Origin of the sequence: Embleya scabrispora (genome assembly GCF_002024165.1) — a bacterium.
In the GTDB taxonomy this organism is placed as follows: Bacteria; Actinomycetota; Actinomycetes; order Streptomycetales; family Streptomycetaceae; genus Embleya; species Embleya scabrispora_A.
The window spans coordinates 2,815,231-2,839,158 of the sequence record NZ_MWQN01000001.1; the positions used below are offsets into that span (position 1 = coordinate 2,815,231).

Genomic DNA, 23,928 nt, shown 5'->3' on the forward strand with positions numbered 1-23,928 from the left:
AATGCGTCGAATGCGTCGAATGCGTCGAGGGTCGGGTGTCGGGGGCCGGAGGGTCAGGCGGGCGCGGCCGCGGTTCGTGCCGCCGCCAGGGCGGAGAGCGCGTGCTCGACGGCTCGGCCGATGGCCGCCGCCGGGGCGGGTTGCATCATCTGCTGGTGGGTGCAGTCCACGTCGTGCGCGGAGATGGCCCGCCCGACGTGCGGCTCCCAGCTCTTGAGCTTGAGGGCGCGCTCGTCCTGCGTACCCTCGTCGCTGCCCTCGGTCGCCACGAAGAGCGTCATGGGACAACCGTCGAAGCGGCCGGGGGTGAAGCGCCGGAACAGCTCCAGGTTGTTGCGCATGACGCTCAACAGGCGCTCCAGGGTGTCCTGTTCGAACGCGGCGAGCGGGCCGCCGGAACGCGCCAGGCGGGCGGCGACGCCCTGCGGGGTGAGCCGGCCGAACCCCGCCGGGTCGACACCGGCCTCCGTCAGGAAATCGGCGAGGAACTCCTCGTCGCTCGGCGCGGCGCCGTGCGCGTCGTCGGGGTAGGCGTCCAGGTTCGCCAGGTACGCGACCTCCTCGCCGGCCGCCCGCAGTCGCACGGCCATCTCGTGGGCGACGACACCGCCGTAGGACCAGCCGAGCAGGTGATACGGGCCGGCCGGCTGGATGGCCCTGATCCGGGCCAGGTAGTCATCGGCGACCTCCCCGATGTGCTCGGGCAGCGGGCCCGGCTCGGCGATGCCGCGCGCCTGGAGGCCGTAGACGGGCTGCTCCGGGTCCAGGTGCTCGGCGAGCGCGGTGAACGGGATGGCGAAGCCCAGGCCGCCGTGTACGCAGAACAGCGGCGGCCGGGCGCCGGTCGGACGGATCGGCAGCACGGGCCCCAGCGGGTCGCCGGCCTCGCCCTCGGCGACCGCGCTCGCGGCGAGGGCCTCGACGGTGCGGTGCTCGAAGACCGCGCCGAGGCTGATCCGCAGCCCGAGGCGGGCGGCGCCGTTGACCAGCCTGATCACCTTCAGGCTGTCCCCGCCCAGTGCGAAGAACCCGTCGTCCGGGCCGACGTCGTCGACCCCGAGCACCTCCTCGATCGCCGCGCACAACAACCTTTCCCGCTCGGTGCGGGGCCGCTGCCGGGCACGGTCGGCACCGGCCCGGGAGTGGTCGGGGGCGGGCAGGGCCTTGACGTCGAGCTTCCCGTTGGCGTTCAGCGGCAGCGCGGACAGCGGGACGATGGCGTCCGGCACCATGTAGCCGGGCAGGAAGCGCGCCAAGTGCCGTCGCAGCTCCTCCGGTTCCGGGTCCGGGCAGCCGGGGGCGGGCACCACGTAGGCGACCAGGCGGCGCTGGCCCGCGCGCTCGGCGGGGGCCAGTACGACGGCCCGCGCAATCGCCTGATGTGCCGTCAAAATCCGTTCGATCTCGCCGAGTTCGACGCGGAAGCCGCGGATCTTCACCTGCTGGTCGACGCGGCCGACGTAGTCGATCCGGTCGTGCCGGTCCCAGCGCACCAGGTCGCCCGTCCGGTACATCCGCTCGCCCGGCTCCCCGAACGGGCAGGCCACGAAGCGTTCGGCGGTCTGACCGGGCCGGTGGAGGTACCCGCGGGCGAGGCCCTCGCCCGCCAGGTAGAGCTCGCCGACCACGCCCCGCGGCACCAGTCCCAGGGCCTCGTCCAGGACGTAGGCGCAGGTGTCCCCGATCGGCAGCCCGATGGGGACGGTGGCCCCGCCGCCGACCAGGGCGGTGTTCTGGGAGGTGGCGAAGGTGGTGGCCTCGGTCGGGCCGTACGCGTTGAAGACGACGGTGTCCGGCAGTGCGGCCCGCAGTCGCTCGATGTGGTCCGCGGACAGCGCCTCGCCGCCGGTGAACAGCGCCCGCACCGCGGCCATGGCGCGGGGTCGGGTGTCGGCGAGGGTGTTGAGGAACTGGGTGCTGAGGAAGGCGACCGTCACCCCCGCCCGGCCGACGAACGCCTCCAACGTCTCGGGGTCGGCGGGCCCCGGCGGGCAGATCGCCAGCCGCGCGCCGTGGGTGAGCGGCGTCCACATCTCGAAGGTGGACGCGTCGAAGGCGACCGCCGCGAAGCACAGGAAGGTGTCGTCCGGGCTCGGCACCAACTCCGGTAGTCCCCGGACCAGACGCACCGCGGCCCGGTGCGAGACGGCGACGCCCTTGGGCTTTCCGGTGGAGCCGGAGGTGTAGATGACGTAGAGCAGGTCGTCGGGTTCGACGACCGCGGCGGGCCCCGGGGCGGCGGGCAGCGCGGCCGACGCGGCCAGGGTGTCGGGGGCGTCCAGGACCACGGTCTCGACCCCGGCGCGCTCGGCGGCGGGGGCGGCCGGGCCCACCAGGGACTCCTGGGTCAGCAGCAGGCGGGCACCACTGTCCGTCAGCATGTCGTGGACCCGCTCTGCGGGGTACGACGGGTCGAGGGGCAGATAGGCGGCGCCCGCCCTGGCGATCGCCAGCACCGTGATCACGGTGGCCGGTCCGCGCTCCAGGAGAAGCGCCACCACGTCGCCTCGGCGGGTGCCGCGGGCGGTCAGCAGGTGGGCCAGACGGTTCGCGGCCGCGTCCAGTTCGGCGTACGTGACCCGGACCAACCGCTCCGGAGAACCCGGCTCGGCGTGGATCAGGGCCACGGCGTCCGGCGCGGCCGCGACCCGGGCCGCCACCAGTTCGGTGATCGTGGTGTTCGGGGTACCGAGGCGATGGGTGCCGAGGGCGAGCAGATCGGCGTGCTCCTCGGGGTCGACGAGGTCCAGGCGGGACAACCGCCGACCGGGCTCGGCGAGCGCGGCGGCCAGCAGCCGCAGGTAGGCGTCGGTGATGCGGCGGGCCGTCGCGGGCTCGAAGAGGTCGGCGGCGTACTCGACGGCCAGCGACAACTCCGGCCCGGTCGGGATCCCCGCCTCCTCGGTCACCTGGAAGAGCAGGTCCCACTTGGCGGTCTCCCCCGGCACGGGCTCCCGCGTCACCGAGACCCCCGTGTCGGTGTCCGCGGGGGTCTTCGCGTCCGGGCCCGGTGCCGCCTGCTGGAAGCCGAGCATCACCTGGACCAGCGGGTGCCGCGACATCGACCGCTCGGGGTTGAGTACCTCCACCAGCTTCTCGAAGGGCACGTCCTGATGCCGAAAGGCGGCCAGGTCGCACTCCTTGACCCGCTCGACCAACTCCCGCAGGCTCGGGTCGCCCGAGGTGTCGGTGCGCAGCACCAGCGTGTTCACGAACATGCCGACAATGTCGTCGAGGCGCTCGTCGGTGCGGCCCGCCACGGGGCTGCCGAGCGCGATGTCGGTGCCCGCGCCCAGCCGGGTGAGCAGCGCCGCGAGTCCGGCGTGCAGCACCATGAACACGCTGACGCCCCACTCGGCCGCGAGCCGGTACAGGTCGCCGGCGAGCGCCTGCGGCACCGAGGTGCGGACGCGGCCGCCGCGGAAGCCGGCCCGGGCGCCGCGCGCGAAGTCGAAGGGCAGCGCCGGTCCCTCCGGCAGGCCGGCCAACGCCTCGGTCCAGTACGCGAGTTGGCGGGCCAGCTCGCTGCGCGGGTCGTCCGCGTCGCCGAGCACTTCCCGCTGCCACAGGGCGTAGTCCGCGTACTGCACCGGCAGCGGCGGGAGTTCGGGCGCCCGGCCGGTCCGCCGGGCCTGGTAGCACTCGGTCAGGTCGCGGGTGAGCGGGGCGAGGGACCACCAGTCGGCCGCGATGTGGTGCACGGCCAGCAGCAGTACGTGCTCTGCGGGACCGAGCGCGAACAGGTTCGCCCGCACCGGGATCCGGGTCTCCAGGTCGAAGCCGCGTGCCGCCTCGGCGGCGAGCGCGGCGGGCAGGCGATCCTCGGTCGTCTCGCTCACCGGCATCGGGAGGAGGGCGTCGGCCGGCGCGAGCACCCGCTGCTCGGCCGGACCCGCACCGTCGTCCGCCGCCACGGCGAGCGGCGGGAAGACGGTGCGCAGCGCCTCGTGGCGCGCGACGACGTCCCGCAGCGCCCCCTGGAGCGCCGGGACGTCCAGGGGTCCCGAGAGCCGGACCGCCAGCGGGATGTTGTAGAGCCCGTCGGGCGCGCCGAGGCGTTCGATGAACCACAGCCGCTGCTGCGCGTACGACAGGGGCAGGGACGCCGGGCGCGGGCCCGCGACGAGCGGGGCCCTGCCACGCTCCGCACCGGGCACCCGCTGCGCCAGGCGCGCCGGCGTCGAGGCCTCGAACAGGTCCCGTATCCGCAACTCGGCGCCGAGTTCGGCGCGGACCCGGTTGACGATGCGGGTCGCCAGCAGCGAGTGGCCGCCGAGCGCGAAGAAGTCGTCGTCCACACCGACGCGTTCGAGCCCGAGCACCTCGGCGAAGACGCCGCAGAGCAGTTCCTCCTCGCGGGTGCGCGGGGCGCTCGCCGACGTGGCGTACTCGGGTGCGGGCAGCGCACGGCGGTCCAGCTTGCCGTTGGCGGTCAGCGGCAGCGCGGGCAGCCGCACCACGGCCGCCGGGACCATGTAGTCGGGCAGCCGGTCACCGACGAACGCGCGCAGTTCCGCGCCCGGTTCGGCCGTTGTCTCCGGGGCGCTCGCGTCGTCGCGCAGCACCACGTACGCGACCAGGCGCTGGTCGCCCGGCCGGTCCTCGCGGGCGACCACGGCCGCCTCGGCGACGCGCGGGTGCCGGCAGAGCACGGTGGCGATCTCGCCCGGCTCGATCCGGAATCCGCGCAGTTGCACCTGCTCGTCGGCGCGCCCCAGGTATTCGAGGGTGCCGTCGGTTCGCCACCGGCCCAGGTCGCCGCTTCGGTACATGCGGGCGCCCGCGGGCTCGAACGGGCAGGCCACGAAGCGCGCCGCCGTCAGGTCGGGGCGCCCCAGATATCCGCGCGCGAGGCCGGGACCGGCGACGTACAGCTCGCCGGGCACGCCCGCCGGTACGGGCTGGAGGGCGCCGTCGAGCACGTACACCCGCAGGTCGGCGATGCCGCGCCCGATCACGCTGCCGCCGCCGCCGACCGCCGTCGCGGCATCCAACTCCTGGTAGCTGACGTGCACCGTCGTCTCGGTGATCCCGTACATGTTGACCAGGAGCGGCCGGTCGGACACGTGTCGGGTGTACCAGTCGGCAAGCTTGCCGACGTCGAGCGCCTCGCCGCCGAACACCACGCGACGCAGCGCGAGTTCGCGCGGGCGCTCGGAGTCGGCGCGGATCAGTTGATAGAACGCGGACGGCGTCTGGTTGAGGACGGTCACCCCCTCCCCGGCGAGCAGGTCCAAGAACGCGCCGGGGGAACGGGACACGTCGTACGGCACGACGACCAGGCGCCCGCCGCGCAACAGCGCGCCCCACAGCTCCCACACCGTGAAGTCGAATGCGATGGAGTGGAAGAGCGTCCATACGTCGTCGGGCCCGAAACCGAACCGCTCGTCGGTGGCGTCCAGCAGCCGCACCACGTTGTGGTGCGGTACCACCACGCCCTTGGGACGGCCGGTGGAACCGGAGGTGTAGATGACGTACGCGGGGTGGTCCGGATCCGTGCCGACGCCCGGGTCGGTGTCCGGGCAGGCGGCGAGCGCGGCCGAGGTCTCCGCGGCCCCGAGATCGACGCACTCCACGGCCGGTGCGTCGGGCAGCTCGGGCAGCCCCGCGTCGGCGCCGGTCAGCAGGAGCGCGGGGCGCGCGTCGCGCAGCACATAGCCGATCCGGTCCGCCGGGTGGCCCGGTTCGAGGGGCAGGTAGGCCGCGCCGGCCTTGAGGACGGCCAGGACCGCGACGATCAGTTCCGCGCCGCGCGGGAGCGCGAGGGCCACGAACGTCTCGGGCCCCGCGCCCCGCGCGGCGATCAGGTGGGCGAGCCGATTCGCCCGGGCATCCAGCTCCCGGTAGGTGAGGGAGCCGTCGGACCCCTGGGTCCCGGGCACGGTGACCGCGACGGCGTCGGGGGTGCGTGCGGCCTGCGCGGCGAAGAGCGCGGGAATGGTGGTGCGGCGCGCGGGCTCGCGAGGAGCGGCCGACGCGCCGCTCCACTCGGTGAGAATGCGCGCCCGCTCGGCGGGGCCCGGCGCACCGAGGCGGGCGAGAAGCGTCTGCGGATCGTCCGCGACCTCCTCCAGGATGCGTACGAACCGGTCGAGGACACGTTGTGCGGCGGCCCGGGCAGCCGCCTCGCCGTCGCCCAGGGTCGAGGCCTTGTAGGCGAGTCGGAGGTCGAGGCGCTCACCGGGGAACACCGTCAGGCTCAGCGGGTAGTGCGTGGCCGAGTGCATCTCGGCCGTGCTCACCGCACCGCCGAACTCGCGGCGCAGGGTCTCCCCGTCCAGCGGATAGTTCTGGAAGGCGAGCACGGTGTCGAAGAGTTCGCCCTGGATGCCCGAGGCGGCCTGCGCCTCGGCGAGCGGCAGGTGCTCGTGCGGCATCATCTCGATCTGCTGCCGGGACAGCGCCCGGAACAGCTCGCTCGCCCGCAGATCCGGCCGCAGGTCGGCCCGCACCGGCAGGGTGTTGGCGAAGAGCCCGATCATCGACTCGACCTCCGGGACCTCGGCGGGCCGGCCGGAGGTCACCACACCGAAGACGACGTCCTGGCGGCCGGTGAGCCGGCCGACCAGCAGCGCCCAGCAGCCCTGCACCACGCTGTTGAGGGTCAGGCCCTGCCCGCGTGCCCACCCGACGAGCGCCGCCGTGCACTCCGGTGACAGGACGTGGTCGACGAACGACGGCGGTTCGAGTGCCCGGCCCGCGTCCGGGAGCACCCGAACGGGTCCTTCCAGCCCGTCGAGCAGCCCTGTCCAGGCCGCCCGCGCCGCGTCCCGATCGCGGTCGTTCAGCCAGGTCAGAAAGGAACGGTACGGCGCGGGCTCGGACAGCGCCGCCCGGTCGCCCCGCGCGCCGAGGAGCAACAGCTCGTGGACGGCGAGCGGGAAGGACCAGCCGTCCATGAGGATGTGGTGCACCGACCACAACAGCCGGTGGCGCCGCTCGCCGAGCCGGATCAGGGTGAACCGCATCAGCGGCGGACGCGCCAGGTCGAACCGGCGCAGCCGGTCCTCGTGTGCGAGCCGCCGCGCCTCGGCCTCCCGCGCGGCCTCGGGCAGCTCCGTCAGGTCCCGGAAGTGCCAGTCCGGCTCGACCTCGCTCTCCTTGAGCACGACCTGGACGGGTTCACCGCTTTTGCGATTGCGGAAGCAGGCTCTGAGGTTCGAGTGTCGACTCAGCAGCGTCGCCGAGGCCGCGCGCAGCCGGGCGGCGAGCCGGGGCCCGTCGTCCGCGTCCGAGTCGTCGATGTCCGCGACGAACTGGAGCGTGTAGAGGTCGGGTGCCGCCGGGTCGTACGAGGACAGGAACAGCAGCCCCTGCTGCAGCGGTGAGAGCGGCAGTACTTCGCTGATCTTCGACCCGGCTCCGGGAGCGGTCGTCACGACAATTCCTCATTCAACTCGAATTCGAGATCGGCCAGTTCCTCGTCGGAGAGGGAGATCAGGCTGCCCTCGGGCTCCACGGCGGCGCGTTCGGGACCGTCCTGTTCCTGTTCGACGGCGATCCGTGCCAGGGCGGCGGCCGTCTTGTGGGTGAAGATGTCGCGGGTGGTGAGGGCGAGGCCGGCTTTGCGGGCGCGGCTGACGAGTTGGATCGAGCGGATGCTGTCGCCGCCCAGGGTGAAGAAGTCGTCGTCGATGCCGACATCGGTCAGCCCCAGGACCTCGGCGAGGATGCCGCACAACAGCCGCTCGTTCTCGGTGCGCGGGCCGCGCACGGCGTCCCGATCCGCCACCGCGGGCGCGGGCAGCGCCTTGCGGTCGAGCTTGCCGTTCGAGGTCAGCGGCATCGCGTCCAGCACCACCCAGGACGCGGGAATCATGTACGCGGGCAACACCTGCGCGAGTTCCCCGCGCACCCTCTCCACGTCCATCCCGGGCCCGGTGAGATAACCCACCAGTCGGGGATTGCCCGAGGCGTCGGGCAGCACCGCGACGGCGGCATCGGTCACCGTCTCCAGGGAGCGAATGGCGGCCTCGATCTCACCCGTCTCCACGCGCCGGCCGCGGATCTTGATCTGGTGATCGCGGCGCTCGATGAACTCCAGTTGCCCGTCCGCGCGTTGCACGACCCGGTCGCCGGTGCGGTACATCCGGGCACCGCCGCCCACGAAGGGATCGACGACGAACGTGGCGGCGGTACGCGCGGGATCGTGCAGGTAACCACGCCCCACACCGGCGCCACCCACGTAAAGCTCGCCCGGCACACCGACCGGAACCGGCCGGAGCTCGTCACCCAGCACATACAGGCGGGTGTTGCGCACGGCCGTACCGATCGGCACCCGCGACCCGAGGGTGTCGGAGGCGGTGATCACGGCATGCGTCACGTCGTCCGAGCACTCCGTGGGCCCGTACGCGTTCATCAGCGGGATCTTCGGATGCCGGGCGTGCCAGCGCCGGCACAGATCGACCGGCAACGCCTCACCCGTCGTCATCAGCCACCGCAGATCCGGTAGTTCCGGAGCTGCACCCTCGACATCCCACGCGTCCAGGGCCGCCCGCAGCAGGGAGGGAACGACCTCCAGCACGGCGACCCGTTCGTCTCGGGCCAGGGCGAACAGCGCGGTGGGGTCGGCCGCCATGTCGGTGCCGCACACCCGGACCCGACCGCCGACCACCAGCGGGGCCAGCATCTGCCACACCGACACGTCGAACGTCAGCGGCGCGTTCTGCACGACCGTCTCACCGGCCGCGAGATCGAGATCGGCAACCTTGGCCCAGAGATGATTGAGCATGCCCGACCGCTGCACCATCGCCCCCTTGGGACGACCGGTGGAGCCCGACGTGAACATCACATACGCCAGATCCGACCCGGCACCGACACACGGCGGAAGCTCGTCCGGGATCGGCGCGTTCTCCAGGTCGACGACCGTGACGGTGGTTGTCGAGCCGGCCAACTCGGCCCCCGGCGTCTCGTATCCCGCGCCCACCAGCAGATGGCCGGCGCCGCTGTCTCCGAGCAGGGAGGCGTTGCGGGCGGCGGGCGCATCCGGATCGAGCGGCAGATACGCGCCACCCGCCCCCAGCACACCCAACACCCCCACCACGAACGGCACCCCGGGATCGGCGAACATCGCCACCACCGAACCCGCCGACACCCCGGCCTCCACAAGCCGGACGGACATCCCACCGGCCGCGGCGACCAGTTCCCCGTAGGTGAGCGATGTGGTGCCGTCCGACACGGCGGTCTCGTCGGGGATGCGGGCGGCCACCGCCCGTACCCGCTCGACGACGCCGAGACTCTCCTCGGTGATCGACGGGTCCCATTCGCCGAGCAGCCCACCCAGCTCACCGGGGGTTCCGGGCCCGGCCGCGGTCGCCGGGGCGGTCACATCGACGTGGGCGAGCGGCAGTTCGGGCCGCTCCGCGACCGTGCGCAGCAGGTGCTGGAAGATCACCGCGGTCCGCTCGACGTCGGCCCGGGTGAATCGGTCGGGCGCGTAGTCCAGACGCAGGCTCAGGGCGTCGCCGGGGAAGACCACCATGCTCAGCGGATGGTGGCGGGCGTCCCTGGCCTCGGCGCGCACCACACGCAAATCGTCGGCGCCGGTGTCGAGGCCGTTCTCGTCCAGTGGGAAGTTCTCGAAGAGCACCACGGTGTCGAAGACCTCGCCGGAGAGCCCGGCGGCCTTGTGGATTTCGGCAAGGCCCAGGTGTTCGTGCGGGAGCAGCGCGGTCTGCTGATCCTGGAGAGCGTGCAGCAGTTCGGTGAGGGTGGCGCCGGGGTGCAGCCGGGCGCGCACCGGCACGGTGGTGAGGAACATGCCGATCATCGACTCGACGTCCGGGACCTCGGCGGGTCGGCCGGAGGTGACGGCGCCGAAGACGACGTCCCGGCGGCCGGTGAGCCGGCCGAGCAACAGCGCCCAGCAGCCCTGCACCACGATGTTGAGGGTCAGCCCCTGTGCGCGCGCCCACCCGGACAGGGCGGCCGTCAGCTCACGGGGCACCTCGGCCCGTACCGAGTCGGGCAGCATCGGGGCGTGGTCGCGATCACCCGGAACGAGCAGCGTGGGTTCGGCCACGTCGGCCAGCACCGCGTGCCAGGCCGCCTTGGCCGCCTCCCGGTCCTGCGCGGTCAACCAGGCGAGGTAGGAGCGGTACGGGGCCGGGTCGGTCGACAGCGCGACGTCCGCGCCGGTCGCGCACAGCGTGAACAGCTCCCGTACCAGCAGCGGCATCGACCAGCCGTCGACCAGGATGTGGTGGCTGGTCCAGATGAAGCGGTGCCGGTCCTCGCCGTGGGTGACCAGCGTGAAGCGCAGCAGCGGCGGGGCCGCGAGGTCGAAGCGACGGGCGCGCTCGGCGTCGGCGATCCGGTCCAGTTCGGCGGCCCTCGCGAACTCCGGAAGATCCGTCAGGTCGATGTCCCGCCAGGGCAGTTCGGCGTGCCGCGGGATGAGCTGTACGGGTGCGCCGCCGGCGCGGGCCCGGAACGAGGCGCGTAGGTTCGGATGCCGATCGAGCAGCGCCTGGCCGGCGGCACGCAGCACGGCGGGGTCGAGGTAGCCCTCGATGTCCGCGACGATCTGCAGGGTGTAGACGTCCACGGCGTCCGCGTCGCCCTCGGCCTCCGTCGCGCCGGCGGTGTCGTAGTCGGCGTGGAAGAGCATGCCCTGCTGCAGCGGGGTGAGCGGCAGGACGTCCACGAGGACGGTTCCGGTGCGCGCGAAATCGGCCTCGTACTCCTCGATCTCGTCCTGCGCCGGCCGCACCAGCGGCAGATCGGACGGGGTGAGGCCGCCCGCGCCCGGCGCGCCGGCGTGCCGGGCGAGCAGTTCCAGGGCGCGGAACCAGGTCTGCGCGATGTCCTGGGCGTCCTCCTCGGCCACGGTCCGGCCCGCCCAGGCCCAGTTGGCGATCAGGTGCGGTCCGTCGTGGCGGTCCTCGGTCGCCGGGGTGACGTCGAGCAGGTGCGGCAGCGGCATGCCCGGGTGCGCACCGGTGCCGACGACGCCGTTGCCGGCGATGGGCTCCCACAGCCGGGTGTCCCGGGTGTCGAAGCGGCCCATGTAGTTGAAGCCGATCTGCGGCCGGTTTCGGCCGGCGAGGGCGCGGGCGGCGTGCGGGTTGAGGTAGCGCAGCAGGCCGTAGCCGACGCCGCGGTCGGGCAACGCGCGCAGCTGTTCCTTGATCCGCTTCAGGGCCGTGGACAGGGCGGGGCCGCCCACCCACACCTCGTCCCAGTCGAGCGCGCCGGGGTCGAGGCGCACCGGGAAGGCGCTGGTGAACCAGCCGACGGTGCGCGACAGGTCGAGGTCGTCGCCGAGTTGCTCGCGGCCGTGGCCCTCCAGCTCGATGAGGGTCTGCGCGTACTGGGCGTGGCCGTGCCGCCGGCGCCAGTCGGCGACGGCGAGCGCGAGGCCGGTGAGCAGGACGTCGTTGACCTCCGCGTGGAAGGCCGCGGGCACGTCCGTGAGCAGCGGCCCGGTGACCTCGGGCCCCAGTTCGAGGCGGAGGGTGCGCCGGGTGCCGTACACGTCCGTGGCGGGATCGAGCCGGTGGGTGCCGACCAGCGGGTCGGGTCCGGCCAGGATGTGCTGCCACAGGGCGAGTTCGGGGCCGCGCACCTGGGTGCGGGCCTGCTCGGCGAGCCGTTTCGACCAGCTGCGGTACGAGGTGCCGACGGGGTCGAGGGCCGGCGCGCGGCCGGCGGCGAGTGCCTCGTAGGCGGCGGCCAGGTCGGGTAGCAGGATGCGCCACGACACGCCGTCGATGACGAGGTGGTGGGCGCAGAGCACCAGCCAGGCGGTGTCGGCGTCGGATCCCGCGCCGACCAGCACCGCCTGAAGCATGACGGCGCCGGCGGGGTCGAGCCGGGCGCGGGCCGCGGCCGCCTGCCGCTCGGTGTACCCGAGGACGTCCTCGGCGTCCGCGCCGCTGCCGAGGCCCGCAACGGCGCGGACCAGGCGCTCGTCGGAGAGCGCGCCCGGCTCCAGGACCTCCGTCTGCCACAGCCCCGGGGCCGGTTCGGTGGCCCGGGTGCGCAGCGCGTCGTGGTGGTCGACCAAGGCGTGCAGGGCCGCGTCGAGCCGGTCGACGTCGAGCGCGGCGGGTACGCGCACCACGACGTGCTGGCTGTACTTGACGACCGGCCCGGTGAGACTGCCGCTGTCGTCGTGCAACTGGGCCATGATCGGCGTGAGTTCGTACGGCCCGCTGCCCTCGTCGTCCGCACCCGCGCCGGCGCCGCTCGCGGCCTCGGTGTCGATCCTGCCCGCCGCCTGGGCGAGGGCGGCGGCCGTCTTGTGGGTGAAGATGTCGCGGGTGGTGAGGGCGAGGCCGGCTTTGCGGGCGCGGCTGACGAGTTGGATCGAGCGGATGCTGTCGCCGCCCAGGGTGAAGAAGTCGTCGTCGATGCCGACGTCGGTCAGGCCCAGGACCTCGGCGAGGATGCCGCACAACAGCCGCTCGTTCTCGGTGCGCGGGCCGCGCACGGCGTCCCGATCCGCCACCGCGGGCGCGGGCAGCGCCTTGCGGTCGAGCTTGCCGTTCGAGGTCAGCGGCATCGCGTCCAGCACCACCCAGGACGCGGGAATCATGTACGCGGGCAGGAGCTGGGCCAGTTCGGCGCGGATCCGGCCGGCGTCCACGCCGGGCCCGGTGAGGTAGCCGACCAGGCGGGGGTTCCCGGACGCGTCGGGCAGCACCGCGACGGCGGCATCGGCGACCGTGTCCAGGGAGCGAATGGCGGCCTCGATCTCACCCGTCTCCACACGCCGGCCGCGGATCTTGATCTGGTGATCGCGGCGCTCGATGAACTCCAGCTGCCCGTCCGCGCGTTGCACGACCCGGTCGCCGGTGCGGTACATCCGGGCACCGCCGCCCACGAAGGGATCGACGACGAACGTGGCGGCGGTACGGGCGGGATCGTGCAGGTAACCGCGCCCCACACCGGCGCCACCCACATACAACTCGCCCGGCACACCGACCGGAACCGGCCGGAGCTCGTCACCCAGCACATACAGGCGGGTGTTGCGCACGGCCGTACCGATCGGCACCCGGAGGTCCAGCGTGTCGGAGGCGGTGATCACGGCATGCGTCACGTCGTCCGAGCACTCCGTGGGCCCGTACGCGTTCATCAGCGGGATCTTCGGATGCCGGGCGTGCCAGCGCCGGCACAGATCGACCGGCAACGCCTCACCCGTCGTCATCAGCCACCGCAGATCGGGAAGTTCGGGGGCGAGGCCCTCGATGTCCCAGGCATCCAGGGCCGCGCGCAACAGCGAGGGAACGACCTCCAGGACCGCGACGCGTTCGTCGCGAACCATGGCGAACAGCGCGGTCGGGTCGGCCGCCATGTCGGTGCCGCACACCCGGACGCGACCGCCGACCACCAGCGGGGCGAACATCTGCCACACCGACACGTCGAACGTCAGCGGCGCGTTCTGCACGACCGTCTCACCGGCCGCGAGATCGAGATCGGCGACCTTGGCCCACAGGTGGTTGAGCATCCCGGAACGCTGCACCATGGCGCCCTTGGGACGACCGGTGGAGCCCGACGTGAACATCACGTACGCCAGATCCGACCCGCCGCCGACGCAGGCCGGCAGTTCGCCGGAGGTCGGCACGTCCGCCAAACCCACGACCGTGACCGGGGCGGTGGTCACCGAGCCGGCCAGTTCGGCCGCGGATGCCTCGTATCCCGCGCCCACGAGCAGATGGCCGGTGCCGCTGTCCCGCAGCAGCGCGCCGTTGCGGGCGGTCGGCGCGGCCGGATCGAGCGGCAGATACGCGCCACCCGCCCCCAGCACACCCAACACCCCCACCACGAACGGCACCCCGGGATCGGCGAACATCGCCACCACCGAACCCGCCGACACCCCGGCCTCGGCAAGCCGGACGGAGACGCCTGCGACGCGCGTAACCAGCTCGCGATAGGTGACGCTCTCGGCGCCGTCGGACACGGCCACGGCATCCGGCGTGTCCGACGCCACGGCACGTATGCGTTCGACGAGCCCTTCGTCCGCCTCCCCCTCGGCGGTGGGGTCCCACTCGCCGAGCAGACCGAGCGGCTCACCGGTCGCGCCCAGGCCGACCCGGCCGAGCGGTTGGTCGGCGGGCATGGCGGCGAGCGCGGCCAGGAAGGCCTCGAAACGGGCGAGGTGGGTGGCGAGTTCCGCGGAGTCGTACAGCTCGGGGTTGCCGTCGAGGTGGAGCTCCATCGTGCCGTCGGCCGTGTTCAGGACCGTCATGATGAGGTCCTTGACGATGCCGGTGGACAGGTTGACCACCAAGCCGCGGCAGTCGTCGGAGAAGGCGAGCTCCGGGTCCTGGTTGAGCACGTTGATGAACGGCCCGAAGGCGCGCTGGTCGTCGGTGCGCAGGCCGATGTCGCGGCGGATGCGGTCGCCGCGGTAGCGCTGGTGTTTGAGCGCGCTCGCCACCTCCACCCAGGCCCGGCGCAGCAGTTGGGTGCGGGTCATCTCCGGGCTCACCCGCACGGCCAGCGGCAGGTAGTTGGCGAGCATGCCGGGGATCTGCCGGCTGATGGCACCGACACGACCGGTCACCGGCAGGGTGAGCAGCGGCCCGGCGACACCGGTGACCCGCTGGGTGTAGGCGGCCATCGCGGCGACCATCAGGACGGGCATGGTGACCTTGCCGTCCTGGGCGAGGGCGCGCAGCGCGTCGGTGGCCTCGCGGGAGAGCCGGGAGGTGTGGCGCAGCGCACCGCGTCCGGGGGCGGGCTCCTGTTCGGACAGGGAGACGAGTTCGGGCGCCGGCCCGTGCGCGCCGGAGGTCAGGCGCTGCGTCCAGTAGGTACGGTCGCGCTCGACCAGCGTCGAGTCGCGGTACTCGCGCTCGGCGTCCAGGAGGCGGTGGAACGCCGGGATGGCGCCGGGGTCCGCCGTCGAATCGGCCGTGCCGGCGGCGAGCCGGGTGTAGAGCTCGGCGAGCCTCGGGTAGAGGAGCACGCGGCTGTAGCCGTCGATGAGGATGTGGTGCATGCACAGGTAGAGCAGGTGGTGTTCGGGCCCCAGCTTGATCAGCGCGCCGCGGTACAGCGGGAAGTCGGTGACCTTCAGTGGTTCGGCGTGGTCGGCGCGCATCCACCGCTCGGCGGCGGCGAGCGGTTCGGCCTTTTCGCTGAAATCGAGGATCTTGAGCGGGAGTTGAGCGAGTGGACGAATGATCTGCCCTGGCACGCCGTCCTCTTCGAGGAACTGCGCGCGCACTCCCTCGGCCTCGTCGGCGAGGCGATGCATCGCCTGTACGAGCAACTCGACGTCGAGTGGCCCACGCAGTTCGATGTAGTCCGCCATGTTGTAGGCCAGTGGCCCGGTGGCGAACCGCTCGTCGAACCAGATCTCGGCCTGCGCCGCGGTGAGCGGAAGGACAGTGCCCCGGTTTTTTGCCATCGCTTTGCTCTCCGTCATCCTCAGCCTCAGCCCCGAATCGACTCTCGATCCTTCGGTCCCGCCCGGTCCGCGGTCAGCCGGAAATCGTTTCGAGTCCGGCGGGGAATCCGGACCCGATGTCCGCGTATTCGACGCCGGCCGTGAGACCCACCGGGCCGATCGAATCGCGCACCCAGTCGTCGCGGTAAACGGTCTCCATATAGCGCTCGCCCAGGTCCGGCGAAATGGTCACGGCGGTCACCTGGTCGGGCACGCCGGCGGTGCCGTTGCCGTAGTGCTCGTCGAGCCAGTGGAGCGCTCCGCTCACGGCGGTTCCGGTGGAGCCGCCGAACAGGAACCCGTGGCGCGTCAACTCGCGGCAGGTGCGGACGGTGTCCGCCTCCTCGACGTGGATCGCGGCGTCCACCAGGGACTCGTCCAGGAGCGGCGGGCGCACGCTGGTGCCCAGGCCCGGGATGTGCCGGGTGGCCGCGGGGCGCCCGAAGGTGACGGAGCCGACGCTGTCGACGGCGACCACGCGCACCGACGGGCGCCGCTCCCGGAAGTAGCGGGCGCAGCCCATCAGGGTGCCGGTGGTGCCGGCGCCGATGAACAGCACGTTCAGGTCGGGGAACTGGCGGGCGATGGCCGGCGCGGTGGTCCGGTAGTGGGCCATCCAGTTGCCCGGGCTCAGGTACTGGTTGAGCCAGACCTTCTTGTCGTCGGCGGCGAGCAGCGCCTGGACGTACCGGATCCGCGCGCCGAGGAAGCCCTCGGTCTCGTGCGGCTCGGTGACGACGTGGACCTCGGCGCCGTAGGACTCCATGGTGCGCCGGGTCACTTCGTTGCACCGCGAGTCGGTCACGCACAGGAACCGGAAGCCCCTGTTCGCGGCGAGCACGCTCAGGGCGACGCCCATGTTCCCGGACGAGGACTCCACCAGGGTCGAGCCGGGGCCGAGGACACCCGCGGCCTCCGCCTGCGCGACCATCTCACGGGCCGCCTTCAGCTTGATCGATCCGGCGAAGTTGAATCCCTCGACCTTCAGAAAGAGACGGCGCCCGAAGAGCGGCTGTAAATTCACGAAGAGGTCGCTGACCTCGAATTCATGTGACGCGGAAATAACCGGCACTGGCGACTCCTGGCCCTCGGCAACCCATTAGCCTGGACGGCCAGCCTCTCGCCGCGCGCTGACGAGGTGCTGACGGACTGCTGACGAGGGCGGCGTCACGAGCGCCCCGCCCACCTCGGAAGATGCGTCAGCGGCCCGTCAGTTATCGGTCACTTGAGTGTCAGTGCGATCGGCCTATGTTTGTCATTCCGCCCGTCCAGCCCTTCCGCGAGGAGTCCGGTTTGAATCGGCCGTCCGCGATCAGCGAAGTCCTCTCGCTCTCGCCGCTGCAACAGGGACTGCTCTTTCTTTCGGAGTACGACCGCGAGGGAACGGATGTCTACACCATCCAGCTGGTGCTCGATTTCCGGGAGACGACCGACGCCACGGCGCTGCGCGCCGCGGCGACCGCGCTGCTGGAGCGCCACTCGAATTTGAGGGCATGCTTCCGCCACCGCAAGAACGGCGAGGCGATCCAGATGATCCCCAAGTCGGTGGTGCTGCCGTGGCACGAGGTGGAGGTGGTCGGCGCCGGGAGCGGACGGGACGCGTCGGTGGAGGCCGAGTTCGACCGGGTGGCCGAACAGGACCGGCTGCGCCGCTTCGATCTGGCCCGGCCGCCGCTGCACCGGTTCACCCTGATCCGGGCGGACGACGGGCGCTGCCGCCTGGTGTGGACGGTGCACCACATCCTGGTGGACGGCTGGTCCATGGTCTCGCTGATCGGCGAACTGAGCGCGCTGGTCGAGGAGTCGAAGTCGGGATCCGCTCACTCCTCGCCGGCCTCGGCCTCCTACCACGCCTACCTGGCCTGGCTCGGCGCGCAGGACAAGGCCGCCGCCCGGCAGGCCTGGGCGCGGGCGCTGGCCGGTGTCACCGAGCCGACGCGGCTGGTCCCGGTGGGCCACGCCCACACCGAGGGCCGGGGCGCGCTGCCCGAGTCGGTTCCGCTCGACCTCTCCCCCGAAGTCTCCGCCGACCTCGTCCGGTTCGCCCGCTCGCGCGGCCTGACCGTCAACGCGGTGGTGCAGGGCTGCTGGGCGCTGCTCCTGTCCAGGTCGACCGGCCAGGACACGGTGCTGTTCGGCGCCGTGACGTCGGGCAGGCCGGCCCAGATCCCCGATGTCGAGCACATGGTGGGCCTGTTCGCCAATACGCTGCCGGTCCGCGTCGACGTCGACCCGGCCCGTACTCCGGCCGAGCTCTTCGCCGCGGTGCAGCGGGCCCAGGCCGAGCTGCTGCCGCACGAGCACCTGACGTTGGCCGAGGTGCAGCAGCTCACCTCCGTACGCGGTGAACTCTTCGACACGGCGCTGATGTTCCAGAACTATCCGATGGGGCCGATGCCGCACACCGCGGCCGCCGGCTCCCTGGTGAGCGGTGTCGACATCCGCTCCGCCACCCACTACCCGATCACCCTCACGGTCTTTCCCGGCACCCCGCTCGGCCTCGCGGTCAATCATCGGCCCGGGGCGGTCACGCGCGCCGAGGCCCACCGGGTCGGTCGGCGCTTCGCGCGGCTCCTGGAGTCCGCCGTCGCCCGGCCCGACGTGCCGTGCGGCCGACTCGACATCCTGGACCGGGCGGAGCGGGCGCACATCGTCGACGGGCGCAACGACACCGGGGTACCGCTCCCCGGCCACTGGCTGGCGCCGCTCCTGGACGCCCGGGCCGAGCACACCCCGCACGCGCCCGCCGTCAGCTGCGGTGACGAGCGGCTCGACTACTCCGAACTCATCGCCAGAGCCGACGAGTTGGCCCGTGCGCTGCGCGCGGCCGGCGCGGGCCCGGAGCGCACGGTGGCCATCGCGCTCGACCGGTCCTGCGCCCTTGTCGTCGCCGCCCTGGCCGTGCTCAAGTCCGGTGCGGCCTATCTGCCGCTCGACCCCGACTACCCCGCCGACCGGCTGCGCTACATGCTGGCGGACGCCGCCCCCGTGGTGACCCTCACCGACCGACGGGTGCGCGCACTGCTCATGGGCGACGGCGAGACGAGCACGGGGCGGTGGTGGGCTCTCGACGAGCCGGGGTCGGTGCCCACCGCGCCCGTCGTTCCCGGGGAGGGGCCCCTGCCGGCCCCGCACGCCGACCACCCGGCGTACGTGATCTACACCTCGGGCTCGACCGGCCGCCCCAAGGGCGTCGTCGTGCCGCACGGCGCGCTGACCAACCTGGTCCACGACATGGTCGGGCGCTTCGCGGTGACCGCCCGGGACCGGTTCCTCGCGGTCACCACGTTCGGCTTCGACATCGCGAACCTGGAGCTGTTCGTACCGCTCGCGGCCGGCGCCGAACTGCTCGTCGCCGCCCGCGAGACCGTACGCGACCCGGCCGCCCTCGCCGCCGCCGTCACCGACCTCGGCGCCACCCTGATGCAGGCCACCCCCAGCCTGTGGGAGTCCCTCGCCGCCGACCACGCCCCCCGGCTCGCGGGTCTGCGGGCCCTGGTGGGCGGCGAGGCGCTGCCCGAGCCGTTGGCGCGCACGCTCACCGCGCACTGCGCGTCCGTGACCAACGTGTACGGCCCGACCGAGACGACGATCTGGTCGACGGCCGCGCCCCTCACGGCGGACACCTCGACGCGTCCCGGCCCGCCCCCCATCGGCGGCCCCCTGGCCAACACGCGCGTGTACGTCCTCGACGGCGCCCTGCGCCCGGTGCCCGACGGCACCTTCGGCGAGCTGTACATCGCCGGATCCGGGCTCGCCCGCGGCTACCTCAACCGGCCGGGCCTGACCGCGGAGCGCTTCGTCGCCGACCCGTTCGCGCCGCGCGGCGCGCGCATGTACCGCACCGGGGACGTGGTCCGCTGGGACGGCACCGGCGGCGCCCTGGAGTACTCGGGGCGCAGCGACCACCAGGTCAAGATCCGCGGCCACCGCGTCGAGCTCGGCGAGATCGAGTCCGTGCTCGCCGCGCAACCCGGTGTCCGGCAGGCCGCCGTGACGGCCGCCGCCGACCGGGCGGGACACACCCGCCTGGTCGCCTATGTCGTACCGGCGGGGACCGACATCGACCGGCTGCGGGAGCGGGTCGCTTCGGTGCTGCCCACGCACATGGTCCCCGCCGTGTACGTTCCCCTGGACGCGCTGCCGCTGACCCCGAACGGCAAGACCGACCGCAAGGCGCTGCCCGCGCCGGCCGACGAGCGGGCGGGTACCGGACGGGCGCCCGTGGGCGAACACGAGGAACTGCTGTGCGCGGTCTTCGCGGCGGCGCTCGGGCTCGAACGCGTCGGCGCCGACGACGACTTCTTCGCCCTGGGCGGCCACTCGCTGTCCGCGACCACGGTCACCAACCGGCTGCGCGCGGCCCTGGGCGTGGACGTCCCGGTGCGGTCCCTGTTCGACGCCCGCACGGCCGAGGCGCTGGCCCGCACGCTGTCCCCGGCACTCGCCGGTGTCGACGCCGGACCGGCCGCCGGCGACGTGCGCTCCGCGACGGTGTCCCGTACCCGACGCCCCGTGTTGCGCGTCGTACCGGGCCGCCCCTCGTCGGTGCTCCTGTCGTACGCGCAGGAGCGCCTGTGGTTTCTGGACAAGATGGACGGCCCGTCGGGCACCTACAACATCCCGCTGGCCGTGCGCCTCACCGGCCCGCTCGACGCCGACGCGATGACGGCTGCCGTACGTGACGTGGTGGCCCGACACGAGAGCCTGCGCACCGTGTTCGCGGAGGCCGACGGGCTGCCCTCGCAGTTGATCCTGTCCGCCGACGAGGCGGACCGCGCGGGTGCGCGCCTGGTCCACGTCGATCTGCCGGACTCGAAACCGGCCGGTCCGACCGCGGCCACGGAAGCCGCGCTCGCCGCCGCGCTCGCCGCCGAGGCCGCCCACCCCTTCGAGCTGTCCGCGCAGGTTCCCCTGCGGGTCCGGCTGTTCACGATCGGGCCCGACTGCCACGTGCTCGCGCTGACGGTGCATCACATCGCGGCCGACGGCTGGTCGCTCGGCCCGCTCACCCGCGATCTCGCCGACGCCTACGCGGCGCGGCTCGCGGGCGGCGCCCCGCGGTGGGAGCCGCTGCCCGCGCAGTACGCCGACTACGCCCTGTGGCAGCGGGAGCTGCTCGGTTCCAAGGCCGACGCGGACAGCCTGGTCGCCACCGAACTGGCGCACTGGCGCGAGACGTTGGCGGGCATCCCCGAGGAGCTGGACCTGCCCACCGACTTCCCGCGCCCGGCGCGGGCCGGTTCCCGCGGCTCGGAGGTCGCGTGCGCGGTGCCCGCCGACGTGCACGCGCGGCTCGCGGACCTGGCGCGCCGCAACGGCGCCAGCCTCTTCATGGCGGTCCAGGCCGGACTCGCCGCCCTGCTCACCCGATTGGGCGCGGGCACCGACATCCCCCTGGGCAGCGCGGTCGCGGGGCGCAGCGACGACGCGGTCCGCGATCTCGTCGGCTTCTTCGTCAATACGCTCGTGCTGCGCACCGACACCGGGGGCGACCCCACCTTCGGCGCTCTGCTCTCGCGCGTACGGGAGACCGATCTGACCGCGTACGCGCACGCCGAGTTGCCCTTCGAGCATCTCGTCGAGGAGCTCAACCCGGTGCGCTCGATGGCCCGGCAGCCGCTCTTCCAGGTGATGCTCGCATTCGAGAACAACACGGACCCGCTGCCCGGACTGTCGGGGATTTCGGCCGCGGTCGAGCCGATCGGCACGGTGACGGCGAAATTCGACCTCTCCTTCCACGTGACGGAGCAAACGACCGCGGACGGCACGCCGGACGGCCTCGACCTCCGCCTGCACTACCGCGAGGACCTGTTCACGGAGGCGACGGCCGATCGCCTCGCGCGGGCCCTCGCCACCCTCCTCGGCTCCGCGGCACGCGCTCCCCACTCCCCCCTCAGCGCCCTGGACCTGCTCACCGCCGACGAGCGCCGCACGCTCTTGTCGGACCGGAGCGGACGCCTCGTCCCGCGGCCCCCGGTCACGCTCCCGGCCCTGTTCGAGGCGTACGCGGCCCAGGCCCCGGATCATCCGGCGCTGGTCACCCCCGACGGCGTACCCGCCGGCTCCGGCTCCGTACGGCTCACCTACGCGGAACTCGACACCACGGCGAACCGTCTCGCCCACCTGCTCCTGGCGCGCGGGATCGGCCCCGGGGACGTGGTCGCGCTGGCCCTGCCCCGGTCCGCGCGGATGGTCGTCGCGCTGCTCGCCGTCCTCAAGACCGGCGCGGCCTATCTGCCCGTCGACCCCGCGTATCCCGCCGAGCGCATCGCGTACATGCTCCGGGACGCGGCGCCGGCCGCGGTGTTGACCGACGCGGCGATCGCCGACCGGCTCCCGGAATTGCCCGGCGGTGCCGTCCCCCTCGTCCTGGATGCCCCCGCCGTCCTGGCCGAGTCCGCCGACCGCCCCGGCACCGTCCCCACCGACGCCGACCGCACCCGGGCGCTGACCCCGCGGGACACCGCGTACGTCATCTACACCTCGGGCTCGACCGGTCGCCCCAAGGGGGTGGCCGTACCGCACGCGGGGGCCGCCAACCTGGCCGCCAACCTGCGTACGGGCCTGGGCGCGGGGCCCGACACGCGGGTCCTGCAGTTCGCCTCGTTCAGCTTCGACGCCACCGTGTGGGAGCTGTGCGCCTCGCTGTTCTCGGGCGGCACCCTCGTCTTCGCCACCGACGACAGCCGGCTGTCCGGCGAACTGCTGGCCGAGCTGATCGCCGAGCACGACGTCAACCACGCGATCCTGCCACCCACCGTCGTCGCCGGCATCCCGGATGCCGCGGTGCTTCCCGAGGGCATGTGTCTGCTGGTCGGCGGCGAGGCCTGCCCGCCCGCCGTAAGCAATCGTTTCTGCCGGCACGTCGCCCTGCGCAACGCCTACGGCCCGACCGAGGCTTCGGTCTGCGCCACCTGGAGCGACCCGCTGACTCCGGAGGGCAGGCCGCCGATCGGACGGCCCCTGGACAACTTCCGGGTGTACGTCCTCGACGCCGGCCTGTCCCTGTCGCCCATCGGAGTCACCGGCGAGCTCTACATCGCCGGATCCGGCCTCGCCCACGGGTACCTGGGCCGCGCCGTCACCACCGCCGAGCGTTTCGTCGCGGACCCGTTCGGGCCGGCCGGCACCCGCATGTACCGCACCGGCGACCTCGTGCGGTGGCGACCCGACGGCGCCCTGGACTACGTCGGCCGCTCCGACCACCAGGTCAAACTGCGCGGCTTCCGCATCGAGTTGGGGGAGATCGAGGCCACCCTCGTGCGCCACCCGGTGATCACCCAGGCCGCCGTCGCCGTCGTCCCCACGCCCACCGGGGAACCCCAACTGATCGGCTACGTCGTGCCCGTGCCCGGCGTCGCCGCCGTCGACGTGCCGGTGCTGCGCGCGTTCGCCGCCGAGACGCTGCCCGCGCACATGGTGCCCGTGTCCCTGGTCACGTTGCCCGCGCTGCCGTTGACGGCGAACGGCAAGCTCGACACCCGCGCGCTTGCGGCGGCGGGAACGGGCACCGCCGCCCCGGTACCGGTGCGCGCCCCGGGCACGGCCGCCGAGAAGGTCGTCGCCGGGGTCTTCGGCGAGATCCTCGGCCTCGAACAGGTGGACGTCGACGGGGACTTCTTCGCTCTGGGCGGCGACAGCCTGCGCTCGGTGCAGGTGGTCAGCCGCGCCGCGAAGGCCGGGCTCACGCTCTCGCTGGCCGATGTCTTCACCCACAAGACGGTGGCGGCCCTCGCCGCGGCGGCCCGGCCCACCACCCCGCGGGCCCCCGCCGCACTCCCGTCCGCCATGACCGCGCCGGTCCTGCCCATCCGGCCGGCCGGCACCGCGGAGCCCCTCTTCTGCGTGCACGGCGGGGTCGGCTTCGGGCTGCCGTACGCGGAGCTGGCCCCGCACATCGACGCGGCCCGGCCCGTGTACGCGCTGCAGTCCGACGGCATCGCGGCGCACGGGGACGATGGGGAGCAACCCCGGGACGTGCCGGCGCTCGCGGCCACGTATGTGGCACGCGTCCGGCAGGTGCAGCCGCGGGGTCCCTACCATCTCCTGGGCTGGTCCTTCGGCGGTCTGGTCGCGCACGAGATGGCCGTCCAGCTCCAGGCCGCGGGGGAACACGTCGCGTTCCTCGCGGCGTTGGACATCTACCCCGTGGCCCCGCACGACCCGAACCCCTCCGACGAAGAGGTCCGCGCCGCCTTCCTCGAACACCACGCCGCGGGAGCCGCGATTCCGGAGGAGGAGCTGCGCCGGCTGACCGCGATCATGCGCCGGCACATCGACATGGCGAGGGTGTTCACGCCGGGCCGCTTCACCGGATCGCTGACCCTGTTCGTCGCCGCCGGCGAGCAGCGGGAAACCCCGGTCGCCGAACTCGTGGATCGCTGGCACCCGCACCTGGACGGACCACTCACGGTGCACGACGTGCCGTGCGACCACGAGCGGATGCTCTCCCCCGAAGCCGCCCGGCAGATCGGCGCGGCCACCGACGCGGCCCTGAACCGGGCCTGAACGCACGAGCGGCAGCTCCT

The 23,928-nt window shown here is 73.1% G+C and carries 4 protein-coding genes; 1 reads left to right on the plus strand and 3 read right to left on the minus strand.

What is annotated here, in order from left to right; all coding sequences use genetic code 11:
* Positions 1 to 53 precede the first annotated feature (53 nt).
* The 3 genes from B4N89_RS12395 to sbnA form a co-directional block, all read right to left on the minus strand.
* On the minus strand, positions 54 to 7,379 hold the full coding sequence (locus B4N89_RS12395) for an amino acid adenylation domain-containing protein (protein ID WP_078975916.1): 7,326 nt from the start codon (positions 7,377 to 7,379) through the stop codon (positions 54 to 56).
* A complete protein-coding gene (locus tag B4N89_RS12400; protein ID WP_078979304.1) occupies positions 7,376 to 15,358 on the minus strand; it encodes a non-ribosomal peptide synthetase in 7,983 nt (2,660 codons plus the stop codon). Before B4N89_RS12400 ends, B4N89_RS12395 begins: the two co-directional genes overlap by 4 nt.
* Before the next feature lie 73 nt (positions 15,359 to 15,431).
* Positions 15,432 to 16,469, minus strand: a complete 1,038-nt coding sequence (gene sbnA / locus B4N89_RS12405) for a 2,3-diaminopropionate biosynthesis protein SbnA (protein WP_078975917.1) — start codon at positions 16,467 to 16,469, stop codon at positions 15,432 to 15,434.
* 221 nt (positions 16,470 to 16,690) lie between these two features.
* Here sbnA and B4N89_RS12410 point away from each other — a divergent pair, with 221 nt between their 5' ends.
* On the plus strand, positions 16,691 to 23,908 hold the full coding sequence (locus B4N89_RS12410; protein WP_078979305.1) for an amino acid adenylation domain-containing protein: 7,218 nt from the start codon (positions 16,691 to 16,693) through the stop codon (positions 23,906 to 23,908).
* Positions 23,909 to 23,928: the final 20 nt, after the last annotated feature.